The following is a 21,482-nucleotide window of genomic DNA, read 5'->3' as shown; positions in this document are numbered from 1 at the left end:
CGTTGCAGGTGCCATGCTTGCCACATCCGCGGCGCTGACCGGAATCAGCATCATCCACCTCGGCGTGCAAGTCACCGAGCACACCAACGCGCGGCACCCCGTCGTCGCCGAGGCAACGGCCGAGGGCAAGATGGCGGTCGACGTCACCGGGCCTGTCCAGCCTGACCTGAACCAGTTCCCCGTGGTCTGGCTCGATCCAGAGCCCGGGTTCGAGGACGATCAAGCCCTGGTTCCTCCAGGACTGTCCGCGTTGCCTAGGCCCGGGGAGGCTGTGCTCTCGCCCGGCCTCATCGCGCTCGGCTACACCTCATCGGATTTCGGGTTCGACGCAAGTGACGCAGGCACCGGTCACGACGGCGCGATCGGCGACGCCGGGTTGGCCTCCCGCTCTGAAGGCTTCATCTACGCACGCGTAGCTGAAGGGCGCTCCCTGGGCGACAGCGCGACGTTCAGCTCCGGATTTGGCGGACCAGGGTCCCAGTATCCGGTCGAGACCACGCTCGATGTGCCGTCGGCCGGCGCTGCGATTCTCGGAGCCGTCTGGCTGCTGATACTGCCTGCGCTACTGCTCATGACAAGTGCGGCCCGGGCGGAGTCACAGATTCGTACCGAGCGGGCAGACATACTCTGGCGACTAGGCATCGCCCGCCGCAGCATCGCCAGCTTGCTAGCCCTGGAGACGTTGGCCTTGGCAGCGATGGGTGCCGTGCTCGGGGTCGTGGCCTGGGCAGTAGCAGTGGCTCCCCGAACGTCATTGTCCGGAATCGGCGCAACCCTGTTACCGCAGTCGTTCGAGCTGCCTGTATATGTCATCGTCGCGGCGGTGGTGCTGATCCTGCTCAACGGAATGCTTGCCGCCTTGTGGGTCAGGCGTGAGCGGAGCCAGCCACGCATCGGTAGGTCGATCCTGTGGGTGCTCCCGTTCACACTGTGCGTGGGCTTGATGACCGTCGCTGGCTGGGCACCGCAGATCCTGGGGTACGACTCGTTCTACGACGTCGGCGTTGCCATGCTGATCTGCGCGGGTGTCGGAGCGACTATCACGCTGCCCATGGCCATACCAGCACTCCTCGGGGGTATGGGCGCGGTAGGGAAACTGGTACGGAGACCAACGGTATGGCTAGCCAGCCGCCTGGTCGTGACCCGCCGGTCGACACTGGCCCGCCCGGCCGTGATGGCCGCCGTCCTGGTATACCTGGCCGGAGCCACCACAGCGATGATCGCAGCACTAACCACCAATCCTCCGGTACCAGTGCTAGCAAGTCCGGACCGAGCAGTGTGGTCCGTCAGCTGGGTTGACTCCCGCGACAGCGACATCGAGATGGTCACCGAACGGGCGACAGAGGCAGGCGCAGAAACCCTGGCGGTCACGCCGCTGCCGCCCCCCGATCCCGAGGACCTGTTTAACGGGCCCGTGCCCCTGGCCGAAGTCACCCTCCCGGACTGTCATGCGGCACAGCAGTTCTTCGGCCTGGACGAGCAAGCCGTGGCGTGCACGGCCGGCGACGCGATCGTGTCCGATCTGCCATACCTCGTGAAGTTCGGTTCCCAGGGGAACCGAGACGGTGATCCAGCCCAGCCCACTTCCGAGATGCTTCTCAGCGTTCCGACAACGTGGACCGAAGCGGACGCCATCACCCTGTTCTCCGGCCTGCCGGCGGTCAACGCGTGGAAACTCGTGGGTCACGACGACTTCGGCACCGCGACCTACGACTGGCTTGCCGGAGGGATGATCGCCGCCACTGGCCTCTTGGCGATCGGCCTGATCCGCGAGATCGGCGACCGTGTACTGGTCGTCGTGAGCGAGCGATCACACCTGCTGCGCGCTGGACTGCGAAGCGAAGAAGCCGACTGGGTGTACGGGCTGGCGACCATGCTGCCCATGTTCGTCGCCCTGCCGCTGGGCTATCTCGCGGCCAGGGTGTTCGCCGCGAACGGTGTGAGCTACCTCGTCACCGCCGACAGCATCGACGTGGTCGCGATCGTCGCGCTGCTGGTGGCAGGCCTCACTACTGTGGTCATCGCCCTGACCCTGTGGTGGCAGCAGCGCATCGACACCCCGTGATCCCGCCTTGGGGGCTGAGCGCGGCGAGTGTGGTCGCTTGCCGGCCCGGTCCCTTGCACTGAGATCGGACGGTTGAACGTCCGATCTCAGTGCAAGGGACCGATCTAGGGTTCGGGGTGGTGCAAGGGACCGAACTCGCGCACGCTCGTCGGCGCCGAACCGGCATGCGGCAGCGCCGGCCCCTGCCGGTCGCCCGCAAAATCCCGTGCCCGGCGCGGTTCATCCACTTAGCGTTGCCGCATGTCCACGTCTTCGTCCGGCCTCGCCGGCACGCCGTCCGCCCTGCCCCTCCCCGCGTCGGGCGGGCTGACCTGGCGCCCCTGGACTCGCGAGGACGCGCCAGCTCTCGCAGGGCTCATGCGCACGATCGAGCAGGCCGACGGCCGCGACTGGTTCACCTCGGCGGACGAGATCGACGACCTCTTCGACGCCCCGGTCTTCGAGCCCGCCGCGGACACCCAGGTCGGCCTGGGCGCGGACGGCGCGATGCTCGCCTACGCGCGGATCGAGCGGTTCCCGACCGACGGCGTCGACCTCGTGCGGGTCTTCCTGTCGGGCGGCGTGCACCCGACCCGCCGCGGCGAGGGCATCGGTACCGACCTGCTCGGCTGGGCGACCGCCCGCGCGCGGCAGACGCTCGCGGAGGTGCGCTCCGAGCCGCTGCTCCGGGACCTGCCCGCGCGGATCTCCGCGCACATCGAGGACAGCGACCCCGCCGAACGCCGCGAGCTGCTCCTGGCGGGCGGGCTCGAGCCCGCCCGGTACTTCGCCAACCTGCGTCGCGACCTGAGCGCGCCGCTGCCCGCCGTCGGGCTGGAGCCGCCCCTGCGGCTCGTCCCGTGGTCCGAGGACCTGGACGACGCCGCGCGGCTGGCTCGCAACGACTCCTTCCGCGACCTGTGGGGCAGCCAGCCCCGCACCGCCGAGTCGTGGCGGGCGTACCGCAGCGCGTTCGCCCCGGAGTGGTCGTTCCTCGTGGTCGACGACTCGGTGCACTACGAGGGTTCGGACCTGGAACGGCCCGGGGACGAGAGCGTCCCGCCCGGCACGCCGTACGTCGTCGGGCTGCACATGGCCGGACGGTACGAGCACGACTGGGAGTCGCAGGGTTTCCGGGCCGGGGACACCGACCTGCTGGGCGTGCGCCGCGCGTACCGCGGCCGGCGCATCGGCGCCGCGCTCCTGGCCCATGCGATGCGTCGCTTCGCGGACGACGGGATGGAGGTCGCGGTGCTCGACGTCGACACCGACAACCCGACCGGTGCGCCCGCCCTGTACGCGGGGCTCGGCTACACCAAGAACGACGGCTCCACCATGTACGCCGTGGAGATCTGACGTCCGGCCAAGTACGTCGTCGCGCCTCACTCGCAAAATCCCGTGCCGGGTGCGGGGCGTTCGCCTAGCGTGGCCGTATGTCCACGCACTCGTCCGGCCTGTCCGCCGTGCCTGACCCCGGGTCCGACCCGGCGCCCGCCTCGATCGCCGAACGTGCCGCCGCACCGCGCACCCTGTCCGTTCCGACGGCGGGCGGTCTGACCTGGCGGCCCTGGACACGTGCGGACGCACCCGCGCTCACGGAGCTCATGAACGCCGTCGAGAAGGCCGACGGCCGCGACTGGTTCACCTCGCCCGACGAGGTGGACGAGATGTTCGACGCCCCCGAGTTCGACGCCGCCACGGACACCCTCGTGGGCCTGGACGCCGACGGCACGCTGCTCGCCCACGCGTTGGTCGAGCGGTACCCCACCACCGGCGTCAGCCTCCTGCGCGCCGGCGTCGCCGGGGGAGTGCACCCCACCCGCCGCGGCGAGGGCATCGGCACCGAGCTGCTCGCCTGGGCTACCGGACGCGCGCGGCAGGCGCTCGCGGCGTCGGGCACAGACCCGGAGGTGGCCGGCCTGCCCGGCCGGATCTCCGCGCACATCGACGACGACGACCCGGCCGAGCGCCACGACCTGCTGCGCCTCGCCGGGTACCAGCCCATCCGGTACTACGCGAACCTGCGGCGGGACCTGAGCCTGCCGGTGCCCGCGATCGGGCTCGATCCGCCGCTGCGGCTGGTCCCGTGGACCGACGCCCTGGAGGACGCGACGCGGCTGGCCCGCAACGACGCCTTCCGGGACCACTGGGGCAGCCAGCCGACCACCACCGAGTCGTGGCGGGTGTTCCGCAGCGCGTTCGAACCCCGGTGGTCGTTCGTGGTGATCGACGAGTCGGTGCACTACGAGGGGTCCGAGCAGGAACAGCCTGGGGACACGACGGTGGCGCCCGGCACGCCGTACGTCGTCGGGCTGCACCGGGGCGAGCGGTACGAGCACGACTGGGAGACGCAGGGCTACACCGCCGGCTACACGGGCCTGCTCGGCGTGCGCCGCGGGTACCGCGGACGCCGCATAGCGGTCGCCCTGCTGACGCACGCGATGCACGTCTACGCCGCCGAAGGCCTGCAGTACGCCGAGCTCGACGTCGACAACGACAACCCGTCGGGGGCGTCCGCCCTGTATGCGCGACTCGGCTACACGAAGAACGACGGATCCACGCAGTACACGATCGAGCTCTAGGACCGGCCATGACCATCGAGACCCCCGCACTGTCCCCGATCGCCGAGCGCGCCGCGGCGCCGGCGACCCTGACGATCCCCACGGCCGGCGGCCTGACCTGGCGCGCCGCCACCCGCGAGGACGCGCCCACCTGGCTCGCGCTGCGCAACCTCATCTCCCGCGCCGACACCGAGCCCTACGTCGAGACCCTGGAGGAGATCGAGGAGATCTTCGAGGGCGCCTGGCGCGACATGGCGGCGGACTCCCTGCTCGGGTTCGACCCCTCGACAGGATCAGGGCCCGACGGCGCCCTCGTCGCCTGGGCCCAGGTCGACAGCCCGCCCGGCGACGTGACGACGGTCCGCGCGTTCTGCTGGGGCGGCGTGCACCCCGACCGCCGCGGCGAGGGCATCGGCCGCGAGCTGCTGGCCTGGGGGACGGGCCGCGCCAGGCAGCTGCTCGCGGCGTCGGGCAAGGACGTGCCCGGCCGCATCGGCGTGTTCGCCGAGGACGACGCACCGGCGTCCAAGCACCGGCTCTACGAGCGGGCCGGGTTCGGCGTGCGCCGCTACTACTCCGACCTGGCGCGACCGCTGACCGGGCCGGACGCCGCACCCGTGCCCGACGTCGTCCTGACCGGCTCGCTGCGGCTCGTGCCGTGGTCGGAGGACCTCGCCGAGGCTACCCGCCTGGCGCACAACGACGCGTTCCGCGACCACTGGGGCAGCCAGCCGCAGACCCGCGAGCAGTGGAAGCAGCGCGCCGGCTTCGCGCCGGAGTGGTCCTTCCTGGTCGTCGACGACGCGCCCGACGTCGACGCGCTGCTCGCCCACCCCGACACCGACGCGGACACCGCCGCGGCGCTCCGGGCCGGCGAGCCGCTCGTGGTGGGTTACGAGATCGCCGCCCGGTACACCGAGGACTTCGAGGTGCGCGGGTACTCCTTCGGGTACACGGACATGCTCGGCGCGCGGCGCGCCTACCGGGGCCGCAAGATCGCCCTCGCGACGCTTGCCGCGGGCATGCGGGCGTTCGCCGCCGAGGGTATGCAGTACGCGGCGCTCGACGTCGACACGGCCAACCCGAGCGGGGCCCACGGGCTGTACGCGAGCCTCGGCTACGTCAAGACGACGGGCTCCCGCATGTACTCGATAGAGCTCTAGCCTCGATAGAGCTCTGACCCGCGGTTACTTCGCCAGGCGCTGGCGGCGGGTCTCGTAGAGCACGACCGTCGCCGCGTTCGCCGCGTTGAGCGAGCTCGCCGAGCCCGTCATCGGGATGCTCAGGGTCACGTCCGCGGCGTCGAGCCACGCGCGGGTCAGGCCGTCGTTCTCGCTGCCGACCAGCAGCAGGACCGGCTGGGTGAGGTCGTACGCGGACACGTCGGCGTCGCCGTGCTCGTCGGTGGCGACGACCACCAGGGGCAGGCCGGCGGCGCGCCGCGCGGTCACCCACTCCATGACCTCGGCGGACGACGGCGCCCGCACCACCGGAGTCGCGAAGAACGAGCCGGTCGTGGCCCGCACCGACTTGGGGTCGTAGGCGTCGGCGGCGTGCCCGGTGGTGATCACGCAGTCGGCCCCGAACGCGTCCGCCGAGCGGATCACCGCGCCGATGTTGCCCGGCTGGGTGGGGCGGTCGAACACGACCCCGAGGAAGTCGGGGCCGGTCACTATCCGGTCCAGGTCGTCGGGTCGCATCGCGACGACGGCGAGCAGTTCGGCGTCGTCCTTCTCGGCGAGCTCGGCGAGCAGGTCGGGCGACATCTTGACGTGCTCGACGTGGGGGTGGGCCGCGAGCACGCCCCTGGCCCACTGCGAGAGGTGGCGCTCGGCGTCGTACAGGAGCGAGCGGACCTCCCAGCCGTGCTCCACTGCCATGGTGATGGGCCGCACGCCCTGCACGATGAACTCGGCGGCGCGGTGCCGCTTGTTGCGGTTGGTGAGCAGCGTCTGGAGCTGCTGGAAGCGTGCGTTGCGCGAGGAGATCCGTATGGCCACGCCCCCATCCAACACTGTTTCCCGGTCAGCGCCGCAGCAGCCGCCCCATCGCGGCCCGCCCGCGCTCGGAGCTGAACAGCTGCGCGGACGTCGTCACTGCCCGGTCCACGTTCGCGTCGAACCGGGTGAGCACGTCCGCGTTGAGCAGCTCCTTGGTGGCGGTGAGCCCCTGCGGGTCGGCGGCCGCGAGCTCGGCGAGCACCGTGTCGACCTCCTGGTCGAGCGTGTCCAGCGGGACGGACTGGGTCACCAGGCCCCAGGCGGCGGCCTCCGCCGCGGTGAACGGCGCGCCGGTCAGGAACGTGCGCGACGCCGCCCGCGGCGCCATCCGCGGGAGCACCGCGAGCGAGATGACGGCGGGCGCCAGCGCGAGGCGGGCCTCGGTGAAGGCGTAGGTGATGTGGTCGGCGCTGATCGCGACGTCGCACGCGGCGACCAGCCCGATCCCGCCCGCCCGTACGGGCCCGTGCACGCGCGCCACCACGGGTTTCGGCAGCGCGAGGATCGTGCGCAGCAGCTCGGCGAGCCGCCGCGCCGAGTCGGTCATGCCGTCGCGCAGCGCCTCGGTGAGGTCGGCGCCCGAGCAGAACGCCGGGCCCTCGGCGGCCAGGACCACCGCGTGGACGTCGTCGTACGCTGCGCGGTTCAGCGCGGCCCGGAGCTGGTCGAGCAGGGCGCGCGAGAGGGCGTTGCGGCGCTCCTGGCTGTCGAGCGTGATCCGGGCGTAGGACGCGGTCCGGTCGTCCGGCAGGTCGAGCGCTACGACGTCGTAGGTGACCTGGCTCTGGTCGGGCATAGGAAGTCCTCCGGTGGGCCTGGCGCGATGAGGTTAATGGTGGTTAACCTCTGTGGCATGCCTAACATGCATACCTCACCAGAGAACCCGGGGCACACCAAGCTCCGGGACGCGGTACGGGAGTTCGCCGACCGCGAGATCGCGCCCCACATCGGCCGATGGGACAGGGAGAGTCGCCTGCCCGTCGAGCTGGTGCACCAGATGGGAGAGCTGGGCCTGTTCGGCCTGACCGCCCCTGAGGAATACGGCGGGTCCGACCTCGGGCTCACCGGGCTCAGCATCGCCGTCGAGGAGATCGGCCGCGTGGACCAGTCGGTAGGCATCACGCTCGGGGCCGGCGTCGGCCTCGGGGTGGGATCACTGCTGGCCTACGGCACCGACGAGCAGAAGAACCGCTGGCTGCCGGATCTCGTGGCCGGCCGCACGCTCGGCGCCTTCGGCCTCACGGAACCCGGCGCGGGCAGCGACGCCAACGCCATGTCCACCACCGCCGAGCTCACGGACGGCGAGTGGGTCATCAACGGCGCCAAGCAGTTCATCACCAACTCCGGCACCCCGATCACCAGCCTCTGCACCGTCGCGGCGCGCACGGGCACCCTGCCCGACGGCCGGCCGGAGCTCAGCGCCGTCATCGTCCCGACCGACACCCCGGGGTTCGTCGTCGAACCCCTGCACGACAAGATGAGCTGGCGCGCCGTCGACACCCACGCCCTGCGGTTCGAGGACGTGCGCGTCCCGGAGGCCTACCTGCTGGGCGAGCGGGGCAACGGCTTCAAGCAGCTCATGATCTGCCTCAACACGGGCCGGGTCGCGGTCGCGGCCCTGGCCACCGGCTGCATCCAGGCCATGCTGGACCTCACGGTGGCGCACGCCGGTGTGCGCCCCACGTTCGGCGGCCCGATCGGCCGCAAGCAGGGCGTCGCCTTCCAGATCGCGGACATCGAGGTGATGCTCCAGGCGAGCCGGGCGCTCACGTACCGGGCCGCAGCGCTCAAGGACGAGGGTGCGCCGCTCGACGAGTTCCGGCGGGCGTCGTCCGTCGCCAAGCTGTACGCCACGGAGTCAGCAGTGACGGCCACGCGCATCGCGGCGCAGGTGTTCGGCGGCTACGGCGTCATGGAGGACGGCCCGATCGCCCGCTTCTACCGCGACGCAAAGGTCCTGGAGATCGGCGAAGGCACCTCGGAACTCCAACGCATGCTGATCGCGAGGGGCCTAGGCCTCCCGGTCGAGTAACCCGTTGAGTGCTGGATATTTGTCCTCTCGAACCGTTTCGAGAGGACAAATATCCAGCACTCAACGGTCTCGGGGGAGGAGGGCTGAGCGGGCCATGCTCGTCAGGAGATCCCGCATCGTCGCGCGGCCGATGCGCGCGCTGTGCGGGGTCGAGTTCAGGAGGCCGAACGCGGCCTGCACGGCAGCCCGGGCCTCGGTCGCGGCGAGGTCGGGGCGCAGAGGGCGCAGCGCGTCGGTCCAGACGTCGATATAGGCGAGCTGATGCTTGCGCACCTGCGTCCGGGTCTCGGCGCCCAGCGCGCCCCACTCACGCTCCTGGATCACGATGAGCGCGGGGTTGTCGAGGGCGAAGTCGGCGTGCCGGGCGATCAGGGCGACCAGCGGCGCGTCCGCCCCGTCGGGCGAAGGCTGTCCGACGGCGGAGCGCGCCCCGCCATCGGACAGCAGCTCACGCGCCCCCGCGAGGAGCTGGTCGGAAGCGTGCAGCAGGCACTGCCCGAGGATGTCCTCCTTGCCCGCGAAGTGCTTGTAGAGGGCGGGCCCGGAGACGCCGACGGCCGCCCCGATGTCTCCCATGGAGACGCCGTGGAAGCCACGGGCGGCGAACAGGTCGGCTGCCGTGCTCAGGATCTGCTGCCTGCGCGGGGTCACGCGAGCAGTCTATGAGCGGGCCACCACCAGCTGTTCCGTCAGGGCGGCCGGCAGCAGCGCGGCGTGCGCGGCGAGCAGCTCGTCGGTCATCGCGCGGATCTGCTCCAGCGTGCAGTGCGCGGAGGTGAGCGGGTCCAGCGCGACGGCGTGGTGCACGTGCTCGACGTCGCCCGTCAGCGCCGCGCGGACCGCGAGCGTCTGCACGTTGGTGTTCGTGCGGTTGATCGCAGCGAGCTGGGGCGGCAGGTCGCCGAACGACGTCGGCTGCACGCCGTTGGCGTCGACCAGGCAGGCGACCTCGACGCATGCGTCGTCAGGCAGGTTGGTGATGACCCGGCCCGCGTTGGGCACGTTGCCGTACACGACCGCCGGCACCCCCGTGACCACGGCGTTCACTATGGAGGCCCCGTACTCGACGGACGGGCTCAGGTCCGCCTTGAGGCGTTCGAGCTGCTCGTCGACGTCACCCTGCTCGTCGTGCGCGGAGCAGATCTCGTAGTAGTCCCAGCGCTCCGGGATGTACTCCTCGGTAGTGACGGCGTCCTTGCGGAAGTACGGCACGTACTCCGACGCGTGGTGGCTGGACTCCGTCTCGAAGTAGCCGAAGTGGTTCATCAGCGAGGTGCGTACCTGCTCGTTGCCGCCCTCGTAGTTGCTGGCGGCGAGCGCCTCCTCGGAGTGGTCGCCGTCGTCGGACAGCAGGTCGGACGCCGCGCGGCCGATCTGGTGGCGCTCCTTCATCACCTCGCGCAGGCGCGGGTAGAGGTCCTCGGTGCCGTGCCGGAAGTCGAGGACCCAGGCCTGGTGGTTGATGCCGGCGCAGCGGTAGGACACCTCGTCGTAGGGCACGCCCAGCGTGCGGGCGAGCATCCGGGTGGTGCCCTGCACGCTGTGGCACAGCCCCACGGTGCGCAGTCCGAGCGCGTTGAGGTACGCGGTGGCCATGGCCATCGGGTTGGCGTAGTTGATGAACTGGGCGTCCGGACACACGTCGAGGGCATCGGCGGCGATGGCCTGGTAGGCGGGCACGGAACGCAGGAAGCGGAAGACGCCGCCCGGGCCGACGGTGTCCCCGACGGTCTGGTCGACGCCGTAGCGCCGCGGGATCTCGACGTCGTGCCGGTAGGACTCCACGCCGCCCACCTGGAACGTGATGATGACGAAGTCGGCGTCGCGCAGTGCCTCGCGCCGGTCGGTGGTCTGCTCGACCACCGTGGGCAGGCCGTGGTGGGCGACGAGCTTCCGGGTAGCGGTCGCCACCCGGTCGACGCGTCCGGCGTCGACGTCCATGAGAGACAGGGTGGCGCCCTGCAGCGCCGGGAAGCTGAGCAGGTCGCCGATGAGGCGGAGCGGGAAGACGAAGCCGCCGGCGCCGATGATGGTGATCTTCGGGGAATGAGCCATACGGCGACGCTAGGTCAGAGAATGGCGGTCACACCTCCGGCTGCGTGGCCCGGCTCTCCGGGATCCTCCGGTCGGTGCCCGGCCCGTGCGGGCCCTATGCTCCCGCTCATGGCGCTCGCGGACACAGAGGTTGAGCTGAACGAACCCGCCCTGTGGGTGCAGCGGGGCGCGCCGCCGGTGATGATGCGGCCGCACCGGCACGACGACCTGGAGCTCAACCTGGTGCACGCGGGGCGGCTGGAGTACCTCTTCGGCGGCTCGTTCCTGCGGGTCGAGTCGGGCGAGGTGGCGCTGTTCTGGGGCGGGACCCCGCACCAGCTCGTGGAGCCCGGCGTGACGCCGACCGACGTGTCGTGGGTGCACATCCCGCTCGCCGAGGTGCTGAGCTGGGCGCTGCCCACGGAGCAGATGGCGGTCCTGCTGCGGGCGCGGCCCGTCGTCGTGCCGACGTCTGCCCTGGTGCGGGACGTCGGCGTCCTCTTCGAGAGCTGGCGCCACGACGTCCAGGACGGCGGGTACGGCACCGTCGTCATGCTGGAGGCCCAGGCGTTCGTGCGGCGGGTCCTGACTCGTGCGGCGCAGGACGACGCGGAGGTTCGGACGACGCCGTACGCGCCGGACCCGCGGGCCGGGGCCGCCGGGCGCGCCGCCGCGATGGCCCAGTTCGTGGCCGAGCACTACCGGTCGCCGATCACCGCCGCCGACGTCGCCCGCGCCGTCCACCTGAGCCCCAGCCACGCGATGACGCTCTTCAAGCGGGTAGTCGGGACGACGGTGGGTACGTACATCGCGCGGTGCCGCGTCGCGGAGGCGCAGCGGCTGCTCATCACGTCGGACCGCACCACCGCAGAGATCGGGCACGCGTCCGGGTTCACCGCGCAGAGCAGCTTCTACGACACCTTCCGGCAGGTGTGCGGCACGGCTCCGGGCGACTACCGCCGCACCTTTCGCTGAGGCCTTCGCCCAGCCTGTAGTCGGCCGGAACCGCGCGCCAGGGGTTAACGATCATTAACCAGCGGACTATGCTGCGACACGTGGCCATCAACACCGCCGTTGGAACGGACCTCCGCACCCTCACCGCGCAGCTGCGCGACCGCCTCGCGCGCGTGCGCGAGGGCGGCTCGGCCGCGGCGCGCGAGAAGCACACGGCCCGCGGCAAGCTGCTCGCGCGCGACCGGGTCGACCGGCTGCTCGACCCCGGGTCCGCGTTCCTCGAGATCGGGGCGCTGGCCGCCTACGACATGTACGGGGGCGAGTGGGTGGTGCCGAGCGCGGGCATCGTCACCGGGATCGGGCGAGTGGCGGGGCGCGAGTGCGTGATCGTCGCCAACGACGCCACCGTCAAGGGCGGCACGTACTACCCGGTGACCGTCAAGAAGCACCTGCGCGCGCAGCAGGTCGCCGCCGAGAACCACCTGCCGTGCATCTATCTGGTGGACTCCGGTGGCGCGTACCTGCCGATGCAGGACGAGGTGTTCCCCGACCGGGAGCACTTCGGCCGCATCTTCTACAACCAGGCGAACCTGTCCGCCCGGGGGATCCCGCAGGTCGCGGCGGTCATGGGGTCGTGCACAGCGGGCGGCGCGTACGTGCCCGCGATGAGCGACGAGGCGGTCATCGTCCGCGACGAGGGCACCATCTTCCTCGGCGGCCCGCCCCTGGTGCAGGCCGCGACGGGCGAGGTGGTCACGGCAGAGGAGCTCGGCGGCGGGCTGGTGCACACCACGACGTCGGGCGTCGCGGACCACCTGGCCGACGACGACGCGCACGCCCTGCGCATCGTCCGCGAGATCATCGGCACCACCACCGGCGCGGCCCGAGTCCCGAGCCTGGAGCGGGTGGTGCCCGAGGAGCCGGAGCTGGACCCCGCCGGCCTCTACGACGTCCCCGCCGATCCTCGAACGCCCTACGACGTGCGCGACGTGATCCGCCGCATCGTCGACGGCTCCCAGCTCACCGAGTTCAAGGCCCGGTACGGCGAGACGCTGGTCTGCGCCTTCGCCCGCATCGACGGGTACCAGGTCGGGATCATCGCCAACAACGGCATCCTGTTCTCCGAGTCGGCGCTCAAGGGCGCGCACTTCGTGCAGCTCTGCGACCAGCGGCGCATCCCGCTCGTGTTCCTGCAGAACATCGCCGGGTTCATGGTCGGCAAGGAGTACGAGCACCGCGGCATCGCCAAGGACGGCGCCAAGCTGGTCACCGCAGTGGCCTGCACCTCGGTGCCGCGGTTCACGGTGGTGCTCGGCGGCTCGTTCGGCGCCGGGAACTACGGCATGAGCGGCAGGGCCTACGACCCCCGGTTCCTCTGGATGTGGCCCGGCGCCCGCATCTCCGTCATGGGCGGCGAGCAGGCGGCGTCGGTCCTCGCGACCGTGCAGCGCGACCTCGCCGACGCACCGCCCGAGCAGGTCGAGGCCTTCAAGGACCCGATCCGCGCCCAGTACGAGACCCAGGGCAACCCCTACTACGCCACCGCCCGGCTCTGGGACGACGGCGTGATCGACCCCGCCGACACCCGCCGCGTCCTCGCGCTCGGCCTGGCCGCCGCCGCGAACGCCCCGATCGCCGAGCCGTCCTACGGCATCTTCCGGATGTGACCGACATGCCCAACACCCTCCTGATCGCCAACCGCGGCGAGATCGCCCTGCGGATCATCCGCACCGCACGCCGCCTCGGCCTGCGCACGGTCGCCGTCTACTCCGACGCCGACGCCGCCGCGCCGCACACCCGCGCGGCCGACGTCGCCGTCCGCATCGGCCCGACGCCCGCCGCCGAGTCCTACCTGTCGATCCCCGCGCTGCTCGCGGCAGCGAAGGAGACCGGCGCCGACGCCGTCCACCCCGGTTACGGGTTCCTGTCCGAGCAGGCCGACTTCGCGCGCGCCGTCATCGGCGCCGGGCTGACCTGGGTGGGGCCGCCACCCGACGCGATGGACGCGATGGGGCGCAAGGACACGGCACGCAGGATCGCGGAGAAGGCCGGGGTGCCGGTCCTGCGCGGGGTCTCGGTCTTCTCGCTCGGGGACGACGGGTTCGCCGTCCCGGGGAACGTCACCTACCCCCTCCTGGTCAAGGCCGCCGCCGGCGGCGGAGGCAAGGGCATGCGCATCGTGCGCGGCAAGGACGAGCTCACCTCGTCGATCGCCGCCGCCCGACGCGAGGCCGCCGCCGCGTTCGGCGACGACACAGTGCTCCTGGAGCCGTACGTCGAGCGCGGGAGGCACGTCGAGGTGCAGGTCCTCGCCGACCAGCACGGCAACGTGCTGCACCTGCACGAGCGCGACTGCTCCGCGCAGCGTCGGCACCAGAAGGTGCTGGAGGAGGCCCCGGCGCCCGACCTGGACCCGGCCCTGCGCGACCAGCTGCACGGCTGGGCAGTGGATCTGGCGCGGGAGGTCGGCTACACCGGAGTGGGGACGGCGGAGTTCCTGGTGGACGTCGGGGTCCAGACAGATTCGGTCGGAGGCGCAGGCGCCTGGTTCCTCGAGATGAACACCCGCCTCCAGGTCGAGCATCCAGTCACCGAGGAGGTCGTCACGGTGCGCGGCGAACGCCTCGACCTGGTCGAGCAGCAGCTTCGGGTCGCGGCCGGCGAGGAGCTGGGCTTCGCCCAGGACGACGTCGCCGTCGTCGGCCACGCGATCGAGGCGCGGATCTACGCCGAGGACGCGTTCGGCGGGTTCCTGCCGCAGGCGGGGACCGCGACGCGGGTGCGGTGGCCGCTGGGCTCGGCCGGCGTTCGGGTCGAGGCCGGCATCGAGGACGGCACCGTCGTCCCCGCCGCCTACGACCCCATGGTCGGCAAGGTCATCGCCCGCGGCGCCGACCGCGAGGCCGCCCGGCGCGGCCTCGTCGCGGCCCTCGACGCGACCGCGATCGGCGGCCTGGTCACCAACACCGGATTCGTGCGGGCGCTCGCCGACTCCGACGCGTTCCGCGACGGCGACGTGCACACCGCGTGGCTGGACACCCACCCGCTGCCCGCCCCGGACCCGGCGTCCGCCATGGTCGCGGCGGCCTGGACCGTCGCTGCCTCCGCTGCAGCGGACGGCGGCGACGGGTGGCGCCTCGGCGGTCTGCCTGCCGACACCTGGGTCGAGCTGGACCACGTCGTGCTCCGCGTGAGCACCGCCCGGGGTGAGGTGCGCCGCGCGGGCGAGCCGCCGACGTCCTGCCGAGCGGTGGGCGGGTCCTTGGGCGGGACGGTGGGCGACGGGCTGCTCGCGCTGGACGGCGTGACCGCGCGGTTCACGGTGGACGTGGGCCCGCGCTCGGTCGAGGTGAGCACGCGCGGGCACACGTTCCGGTTCGTCCGGCCGAGCGCCTCGAGCGTCGCGGCGGCCGAGCTGTCCGACGGCGTGGTGCTCGCCGCGATGCCCGGCACGCTGGCCCGCGTCGAGGTGCGGGACGGCGACCTCGTGGCCGCCGGACAGCCGCTCGGCGTGCTGGAGGCGATGAAGATGGAGGTGGCGCTCCTGGCCCCGGCGGACGGCGTGGTGCGGGTCCGGGCGGCGGCCGGCGACCAGGTGGCGGCGCGGCAGGTGCTGTTCGAGATGGAGGCAACCGATGCCTGAGCAGCTCCGACGCCCCCAGGTGGTGCCCGACCCGAGCCTGCCCGACCGCGTGACCATCTACGAGGTGGGCCCGCGCGACGGCCTGCAGAACGAGAAGGCGGTGGTCCCGGCGGTGGTGAAGGTGGGCCTGGTCGAGCGCCTGCTCGACGCCGGCCTGCCGTACGTCGAGGCCACGAGCCTCGTGCACCCGCGCTGGGTGCCCCAGCTGGCCGACGCCGAAGAGGTGCTCGCCGCGCTGGTGGACCGGCTCGGCGACCGCGCCCGCGACCTGCCCGTGCTGGTGCCCAACGAACGCGGCCTGGAGCGGGCGTACGACCTCGGGCTGCGGCACATAGCGGTCTTCGCCAGCGCGACCGACACCTTCGCGCGGCGGAACCTGAACCGGTCCCTGGACGAGCAGTGGGCGATGTTCGAGCCGGTCATGACGCGGGCGCGCGCGGCGGGGATGCGGGTGCGTGCCTACGTGTCGATGTGCTTCGGCGACCCGTGGGAGGGCGACGTGCCGCTGGACCAGGTGGTCACGGCGGGCAAGCGGCTCATGGACCTCGGGGCGGAGCAGCTCTCGCTCGGCGACACGATCGGCGTCGGTACGCCGGGGCACGTCGTCGCGCTCCTGGACGCCCTGAACGCCGCGGGTCTGCCCGACGACGTGCTGGCGCTGCACGCCCACGACACCTACGGCCAGGCGCTCGGCAACGTCGCCGCGGCGCTGCGGCACGGCGTGACGACGTTCGACACGTCGGCGGGCGGGCTCGGCGGGTGCCCGTACGCGGAGTCGGCCACGGGGAACCTCGCCACGGAGGACCTGCTCTGGATGCTGGACGGGCTCGGGATCAGCACCGGCGTCTCCATGCCGCGGCTGGTCGAGACCGGAACCTGGCTGGAGGGGCACCTGGGGCGCCCGTCGCCGAGCCGGGTGCTGCAGGCGTTGCGGGGTTAGTCCTGCTCAGCCGTCTCGACCCGTCCGGTCGAGACGGCGCGGCGCGGAGTAGACCCTGGTGGCGGGTGCCAGGTCTGCTGGATTTCGTTCACCTCAGCCATGCCTAGTTCGCCCTGGCTGAATAGTCCAGCTGGGCCCGCATCCTCGGGGCCGAGCTGTACGCAGTACGGCCCAGCCGACACCCGCGAGATGGGTATGCGTTGCTCCGGAGGCTCTGACGCCGCAGGCCTGATCGCGCCCTTCATCGAGCGCCTGAGCAGGTCGGATGTGATCTGCGCGACGACGGGCCTCGTACGTCGGCGATCGAGCGTAGGGTCTTAGACGTGACTCTGAAGATTGGGTACAAGGCGTCCGCCGAGCAGTTCGGGCCGCGCGAGCTGGTTGAGCTCGCAGTACGCGCCGAGGAGGTGGGACTGGACAGCGCGATGGTCTCCGACCACTTCCTGCCGTGGCGGCACGAGGGCGGCCATGCGCCGTCGGCCCTCGCCTGGCTCGCCGCCGCGGGGGAGCGCACCTCGCGCATCCAGCTCGGCACGAGCGTGCTGACCCCGACGTTCCGCTACAACCCCGCCGTGATCGCGCAGACGTTCGCGAGCCTGGCGCTGCTGACCGAGAACCGCGTGATCCTCGGCGTCGGCACGGGCGAGGCCCTGAACGAGATCGCCGTCTCGGGCCGCGAGTGGCCCGAGTTCAAGGAGCGGTTCGCGCGGCTGCGCGAGGCCGTGCAGCTCATGCGGGCCCTCTGGACCGAGGACAGCGTGGACTTCAAGGGCGACTACTACGAGCTGGTCGGCGCCCAGATCTACGACCGGCCAGAGAACCCGGTGCCCGTCTACGTCGCGGCGGGCGGCCCGCTCGTGGCCAAGTACGCCGGGCGCGCGGGCGACGGCTTCATCTGCACCTCCGGCAAGGGCATGGACCTGTACACGGAGAAGCTGCTGCCCGCGGTCGCCGAGGGCGCGGCCAAGGCGGAGCGCGACGTCGCGCAGGTCGACAAGATGATCGAGATCAAGATCTCGTACGACCGCGACCCGGCCACCGCGCTGGAGAACACCCGGTTCTGGGCGCCGCTGTCGCTCACGCCCGAGCAGAAGCACAGCGTCACCTCGGCCACCGAGATGGAACAGCTGGCGGACGAGCTGCCGATCGAGCAGGTGGCGAAGCGCTGGATCGTCGCGTCCGACCCGGAGCAGGCAGTCGAGCAGATCAAGCCCTACGTCGACGCCGGCCTGAACCACCTAGTGGTGCACGGCCCCGGCCAGGACCAGGAGCGGTTCCTCACCCAGTTCAGCGAGGACGTGCTGCCGCGCCTCAAGGCGCTCTGATCCCGGCACTCTGAGCCGCGGGGCTCGTGCGGCTCACGGCCGCACGAGCCCCGTCTCGTAGGCGAGGATCACCAGCGCCGCGCGGTCCCGGGCGCCGAGCTTGGCGAGGAGCCGGCTCACGTAGGTGCGTGCGGTGGCGGGGCTGAGGTAGAGCTCGCGGGCGATCTCGTCGTTCGTCAGCCCGCGGCCCAGCTGCTGCAGCACCTCGCGCTCGCGTTCGGTGAGCCCGGCGAGCCGGTCGACGCCGGACCGGGGTACCGGGCCCGCCGCTACCGCGCGCAGCACGGTGGCCGTCACGCCCGGGTCGAGCAGCGACTCGCCCGCCGCGACCACGCGGACGGCGCGGCGCAGCTCGGCCGGGGCGACGTCCTTGAGCAGGTAGCCGGCGGCGCCGGAGCGGATGGCCTCGAAGACGTGCTCGTCCTCGTCGAACGTGGTGAGGATCAGCACGCGCACGTCCGTCAACGCGGGATCACTCACGATCTCCCGGGTCGCGGCCAGGCCGTCCAGGCGCGGCATCCGGATGTCCATGAGCACGACGTCGGGCCGCAGCTCCCGCACGCGGGACACCCCGGCCTGCCCGTCGGCGGCCTCCCCGACGACGGTGATGTCGCCCTCGCTCTCCGCCAGGGCGCGCAGCCCGGCGCGTACGAGCTCCTGGTCGTCCACCAGCACTACGCGGATCATGCTTCTCCCGTCTCCAGCCGGAGGGGCAGGTCGGCGGCCACGACGAACCCGCCGCCGCCTGCGTCGCCCGCGGTGAGCGTGCCGCCGAGCAGGACAACGCGTTCGCGCATCCCCGAGATCCCGGTGCCGGGCACGAGGCCCGAGCCGGCACCGCTGCCGTCGTCGGACACCCGGAGGGCCAGGCGGCCGCCGGCTGCCTTCGCGGAGACCACGACGCGGCCGGCCGCGGCGTGCCGCAGCACGTTGGTGAGCGACTCCTGGACCACCCGGTAGGCGGCGGCGTCGATGGCCCCGTCGAGGATTCCGGCGGGTACGTCGAGCTCGACGTCGACGACGAGCCCGGCCGCACGCGCCGAGGCGGCAAGGGTTTCGACGCCGGCCAGGCCGGTCGGCGCGGAGTCGGGCCCGCCCACCGGACCGCGCAGGAGCCGGACCGTCGACCGCAGCTCGTGCAGCGTGCCCGACGTCGCCTCGCGCACGTGCCCGAGCGCGCGCCGGGCCGCGTCGTCGTCCCGGCCGAGGGCCTCGGCGGCCACGCCGGAGTGCAGGGCGATCACCGACAGGTTGTGCCCGACGACGTCGTGCAGGTCCCGGGCGATGCGTAGGCGTTCCGCCTGCAGCCGCTGCTCGGCAGCGCGCGCCTCGTGCCCGCGCGCCTCGCGCGAGAGGCGCACGGCCACGCCGAGCGCGATCGCCGCCGCGACCAGCGCGACGTCGGAGACGAGCTCGTACGGCGTCAGAGCCTCCTCTGGGGTGTTGCCCACCGTCCGGTAGTAGGTCGAGACGGCGATCAGCGCGGTGCCCGCACCGATGGCCCAGCCGGTACGCCGCATCTCCGCCGCCGAGTACAGCGCCGCGACCGCGGGCAGCGCCATGCCGATGGGCGCGAACTGGAGCGTGTAGTAGACGAACACGGCGAGCACCGTGATCACGAGCATCGTGCGCGGCGTCCTGCGCCGTAGCAGGACCAGCGCCCCGAAACCCACCGCGAACAGATACGCCCCCGGGCCGGCGTGCCGCACGGCGGCGGGGTCCGCGGCGATGACCACGGCGACCACCAGGGCGATGGCGAGCGCCAGGACGACGTCGGTGACGCGCGGGTCGACAGCTCGCGGGGCGGCGCTCGGTTCGGACACACCGTCACCCTACGGACGGGTCGGCCCTGAGGCATCGCCCCGGAGCCCTCCGGTCGCAAAGTCAGGGTTTGTGTCGCCTCCGGGCGACACCGGTAGACGATTCAGGGCCGATGTGGGACGGGTGCCCCGGCGGGCACTGTCGAGGCATGACATCTCAGCAGCTTCCCCCTCAGCCCTCGTCCCGGCCGCAGCCCACGCCGAAGACGCCCGCCGTCCCGTGGGCAGTGGTCGCCGGTCTCTCCGCGCTGGCCCTGCTCTGGCCGCTGACCGGCCTCACCGGCGTGCTCGGCACGGGCGCGCCCCGGGCGTTCGTGATCCTCGGCATCACGGCCGCCGTCTGGATCGGCGTCGTCGGCCTGGGCCGTGTGCCCCGGCCCGTGCTCACCCTCACGCTGACCGGCCTGGCCTACGGGGTGGTCGGCGTCGCGCTGAGCCAGCTCGTCCCGGTGCTCGCCGGCTTCGGCGGACCGGGCGGCTCGGGCGTCGAGCCCGCGTGGACGATCATCCCGGCGCTGCTCGTCGACACTCTCGTGGGGCTGCTCGCGGGTCTGGTCGCGGCCGGCGTGCAGCGTCTGCTCGGGGCCGTCCGATGAGGCGGGTCGGCGCCCTGATGACAGGCCCCGCTGCGCTCGTCCTCGCTCTCGCGCTCGCCGGCTGCGGCGCGATCCCCGGCTCGGTCACCCCCGTGGACGAGCCGGAGTTCACGAACGAGCTCGCCATCCCGCCGCTGGCGCCGTCCCGGGTGCTGGACGGCACGCGCGTCTTCGAGCTCACCGCGCAGGAGGGCACTACGGAGTTCCGGCCGGGCGTCGAGACCGAGACGTGGGGCTTCAACGGCTCCTATCTCGGGCCGACGCTGCGTGCCGAACGCGGTGAGCGGGTCGCCGTCGAGTTCACGAACGAGCTCGGTGAGCGGACCAGCGTGCACTGGCACGGCATGCACCTGCCCGCCGCGATGGACGGCGGGCCGCACCAGGAGGTGGAACCGGGCGCCATCTGGCGCCCCACCTGGCAGATCGACCAGCCCGCGGCCAGCCTCTGGTACCACCCGCACCCGCACGGCGTCACGGAGGAGCATGTGTACCGCGGCCTCGCCGGCATGTTCCTCTTGGACGACGACGCCTCGCGCACCGCCGCCCTGCCGCAGGAGTACGGCGTCGACGACGTCCCGGTGATCGTGCAGGACAAGGTGTTCGACGACGACGGCCAGCTCGAGCTCTCGGACGACGGCAGCGAGCCCGGCACGCTCGGCGGGACCGTCCTGGCCAACGGCACGGTGGGCGCGTACCACGAGATCACGACCGAACGGGTGCGGCTGCGCCTGCTCAACGGGTCGACCGCCCGGACCTACCAGCTCGGTTTCCAGGACCGGGACATGCAGCTCGTCGCGTCCGACGGCGGGCTGCTCGACGCGCCGGTGACCCTCGACCGGGTGCGGCTCGCCCCCGGGGAGCGCGCCGAGGTCGTCGTCGAGGTCGAGCCGGGGGAGACCACGCGCCTGCACTCGTTCGAGGCCGACCTGGGCGGCGTCGTCGTCCCGTTCGCGATGGGCGGCAACGACGCGTTCGATGTCCTGGAGCTCCGGGCCGCCGACGAGCTCACGCCGTCACCGGAGCCTGCCTGGGAGCCGTCGGTGCACGCCGCGCAGGACGCGCTGCACGAGGACTCCGCTGCGGTGACGCGCACGTTCGAGCTCGACGACCGCCAGATCAACGGGCGCCGGATGGACATGGGCCGTATCGACGAGGTCGTCACCGAGGGCGACACGGAGATCTGGGAGGTGCGCAGCATCGTGCCGATGCCCCACAGCTTCCACGTGCATGACGTGCAGTTCCGCGTCCTGACGATCGACGGCGACGCGCCACCGCCCGAGCTGGCAGGCCCCAAGGACACCGTCTATCTCGAACCGAACCGTACCTACCGGCTGCTCATGCGGTTCGACGACTACGTGGACCCCGACGTGCCGTACATGTTCCACTGCCACATGCTGCTGCACGAGGACGAGGGGATGATGGGGCAGTTCGTCGTGGTCGGGCCGGGGCAGGAGGCGGGAACCCCGCCCGGCGGGCACGGGGACAGCGGCGACGCGGACACCCACGCGGGCCACCACTGAACCTGTGGCACGC

The 21,482-nt window shown here is 72.1% G+C and carries 18 protein-coding genes; 12 read left to right on the top strand and 6 right to left on the bottom strand.

Annotation, left to right across the window (positions count from 1 at the left end):
* Nucleotides 1–13 precede the first annotated feature (13 nt).
* From AB0F70_RS02405 to AB0F70_RS02390, 4 genes are all read left to right on the top strand, one after another.
* On the top strand, nucleotides 14–2,065 hold the full coding sequence (locus AB0F70_RS02405) for a hypothetical protein (RefSeq protein WP_357443134.1): 2,052 nt from the start codon (nucleotides 14–16) through the stop codon (nucleotides 2,063–2,065).
* Between the two features lie 240 nt (nucleotides 2,066–2,305).
* Nucleotides 2,306–3,400 carry a GNAT family N-acetyltransferase gene (locus AB0F70_RS02400; protein ID WP_357443130.1) on the top strand — a complete coding sequence of 365 codons (1,095 nt, stop codon included), beginning with the start codon at nucleotides 2,306–2,308 and terminating at the stop codon, nucleotides 3,398–3,400.
* 77 nt (nucleotides 3,401–3,477) lie between these two features.
* Nucleotides 3,478–4,626, top strand: a complete 1,149-nt coding sequence (locus AB0F70_RS02395) for a GNAT family N-acetyltransferase (protein ID WP_357443128.1) — start codon at nucleotides 3,478–3,480, stop codon at nucleotides 4,624–4,626.
* 8 nt (nucleotides 4,627–4,634) lie between these two features.
* The gene (locus AB0F70_RS02390) at nucleotides 4,635–5,768 is read left to right on the top strand and encodes a GNAT family N-acetyltransferase (protein ID WP_357443126.1); all 1,134 of its coding nucleotides are present in this window, start codon (nucleotides 4,635–4,637) and stop codon (nucleotides 5,766–5,768) included.
* Nucleotides 5,769–5,792: 24 nt separating this feature from the next.
* Here the strand turns inward: AB0F70_RS02390 and AB0F70_RS02385 are convergent, their stop codons facing one another.
* Both AB0F70_RS02385 and AB0F70_RS02380 read right to left on the bottom strand, forming a co-directional pair.
* Nucleotides 5,793–6,605 carry a TrmH family RNA methyltransferase gene (locus AB0F70_RS02385; protein WP_357443123.1) on the bottom strand — a complete coding sequence of 271 codons (813 nt, stop codon included), beginning with the start codon at nucleotides 6,603–6,605 and terminating at the stop codon, nucleotides 5,793–5,795.
* Nucleotides 6,606–6,630: 25 nt separating this feature from the next.
* Nucleotides 6,631–7,401, bottom strand: a complete 771-nt coding sequence (locus AB0F70_RS02380; RefSeq protein ID WP_357443120.1) for an enoyl-CoA hydratase-related protein — start codon at nucleotides 7,399–7,401, stop codon at nucleotides 6,631–6,633.
* 66 nt (nucleotides 7,402–7,467) lie between these two features.
* Here AB0F70_RS02380 and AB0F70_RS02375 point away from each other — a divergent pair, with 66 nt between their 5' ends.
* The gene (locus tag AB0F70_RS02375) at nucleotides 7,468–8,637 is read left to right on the top strand and encodes an acyl-CoA dehydrogenase family protein (protein WP_357443595.1); all 1,170 of its coding nucleotides are present in this window, start codon (nucleotides 7,468–7,470) and stop codon (nucleotides 8,635–8,637) included.
* Between the two features lie 60 nt (nucleotides 8,638–8,697).
* Here AB0F70_RS02375 and AB0F70_RS02370 read toward each other — a convergent pair whose 3' ends face one another.
* Nucleotides 8,698–9,288, bottom strand: a complete 591-nt coding sequence (locus AB0F70_RS02370; protein ID WP_357443117.1) for a TetR/AcrR family transcriptional regulator — start codon at nucleotides 9,286–9,288, stop codon at nucleotides 8,698–8,700.
* A gap of 9 nt (nucleotides 9,289–9,297) precedes the next feature.
* Nucleotides 9,298–10,692: an alpha-galactosidase gene (gene melA, locus AB0F70_RS02365; protein ID WP_357443114.1), complete on the bottom strand. Its 1,395-nt coding sequence runs from the start codon at nucleotides 10,690–10,692 to the stop codon at nucleotides 9,298–9,300.
* 108 nt (nucleotides 10,693–10,800) lie between these two features.
* Here melA and AB0F70_RS02360 point away from each other — a divergent pair, with 108 nt between their 5' ends.
* The 5 genes from AB0F70_RS02360 (at nucleotide 10,801) to fgd (ending at nucleotide 17,533) form a co-directional block, all read left to right on the top strand.
* The gene (locus AB0F70_RS02360) at nucleotides 10,801–11,646 is read left to right on the top strand and encodes a helix-turn-helix domain-containing protein (protein WP_357443111.1); all 846 of its coding nucleotides are present in this window, start codon (nucleotides 10,801–10,803) and stop codon (nucleotides 11,644–11,646) included.
* Nucleotides 11,647–11,714: 68 nt separating this feature from the next.
* Nucleotides 11,715–13,292, top strand: coding sequence for a carboxyl transferase domain-containing protein (locus AB0F70_RS02355; protein ID WP_357443108.1), 1,578 nt, complete (start codon nucleotides 11,715–11,717; stop codon nucleotides 13,290–13,292).
* Between the two features lie 5 nt (nucleotides 13,293–13,297).
* A complete protein-coding gene (locus tag AB0F70_RS02350) occupies nucleotides 13,298–15,268 on the top strand; it encodes a biotin carboxylase N-terminal domain-containing protein (protein ID WP_357443105.1) in 1,971 nt (656 codons plus the stop codon).
* Complete coding sequence (locus tag AB0F70_RS02345) at nucleotides 15,261–16,208, top strand: hydroxymethylglutaryl-CoA lyase (protein ID WP_357443103.1); 948 nt, start codon at nucleotides 15,261–15,263, stop codon at nucleotides 16,206–16,208. Before AB0F70_RS02350 ends, AB0F70_RS02345 begins: the two co-directional genes overlap by 8 nt.
* Before the next feature lie 323 nt (nucleotides 16,209–16,531).
* Nucleotides 16,532–17,533 (top strand): glucose-6-phosphate dehydrogenase (coenzyme-F420), encoded by a 1,002-nt coding sequence (gene fgd / locus AB0F70_RS02340; RefSeq protein WP_357443100.1) that lies wholly within the window; start codon nucleotides 16,532–16,534, stop codon nucleotides 17,531–17,533.
* A 33-nt stretch (nucleotides 17,534–17,566) separates the two neighbouring features.
* Here fgd and AB0F70_RS02335 read toward each other — a convergent pair whose 3' ends face one another.
* Together AB0F70_RS02335 and AB0F70_RS02330 are read right to left on the bottom strand one after the other, a co-directional pair.
* Nucleotides 17,567–18,220, bottom strand: a complete 654-nt coding sequence (locus AB0F70_RS02335) for a response regulator transcription factor (RefSeq protein WP_357443097.1) — start codon at nucleotides 18,218–18,220, stop codon at nucleotides 17,567–17,569.
* Nucleotides 18,217–19,356 (bottom strand): sensor histidine kinase, encoded by a 1,140-nt coding sequence (locus AB0F70_RS02330; RefSeq protein WP_357443095.1) that lies wholly within the window; start codon nucleotides 19,354–19,356, stop codon nucleotides 18,217–18,219. The genes AB0F70_RS02335 and AB0F70_RS02330 overlap by 4 nt, the downstream gene beginning before the upstream one ends.
* A 146-nt stretch (nucleotides 19,357–19,502) precedes the next feature.
* On the opposite strand from AB0F70_RS02330, the gene AB0F70_RS02325 reads away from it, so the two are divergent.
* Nucleotides 19,503–19,949 (top strand): hypothetical protein, encoded by a 447-nt coding sequence (locus tag AB0F70_RS02325; protein ID WP_357443092.1) that lies wholly within the window; start codon nucleotides 19,503–19,505, stop codon nucleotides 19,947–19,949.
* Between the two features lie 17 nt (nucleotides 19,950–19,966).
* Nucleotides 19,967–21,469 (top strand): multicopper oxidase domain-containing protein, encoded by a 1,503-nt coding sequence (locus AB0F70_RS02320; RefSeq protein ID WP_357443089.1) that lies wholly within the window; start codon nucleotides 19,967–19,969, stop codon nucleotides 21,467–21,469.
* Nucleotides 21,470–21,482 lie beyond the last annotated feature (13 nt).

This window comes from Promicromonospora sp. NPDC023805, assembly GCF_040639635.1.
Classification (GTDB): domain Bacteria; phylum Actinomycetota; class Actinomycetes; order Actinomycetales; family Cellulomonadaceae; genus Promicromonospora.
Note: the sequence above shows the minus strand (reverse complement) of the source record. Positions and strands in the feature narration are given on the sequence as shown.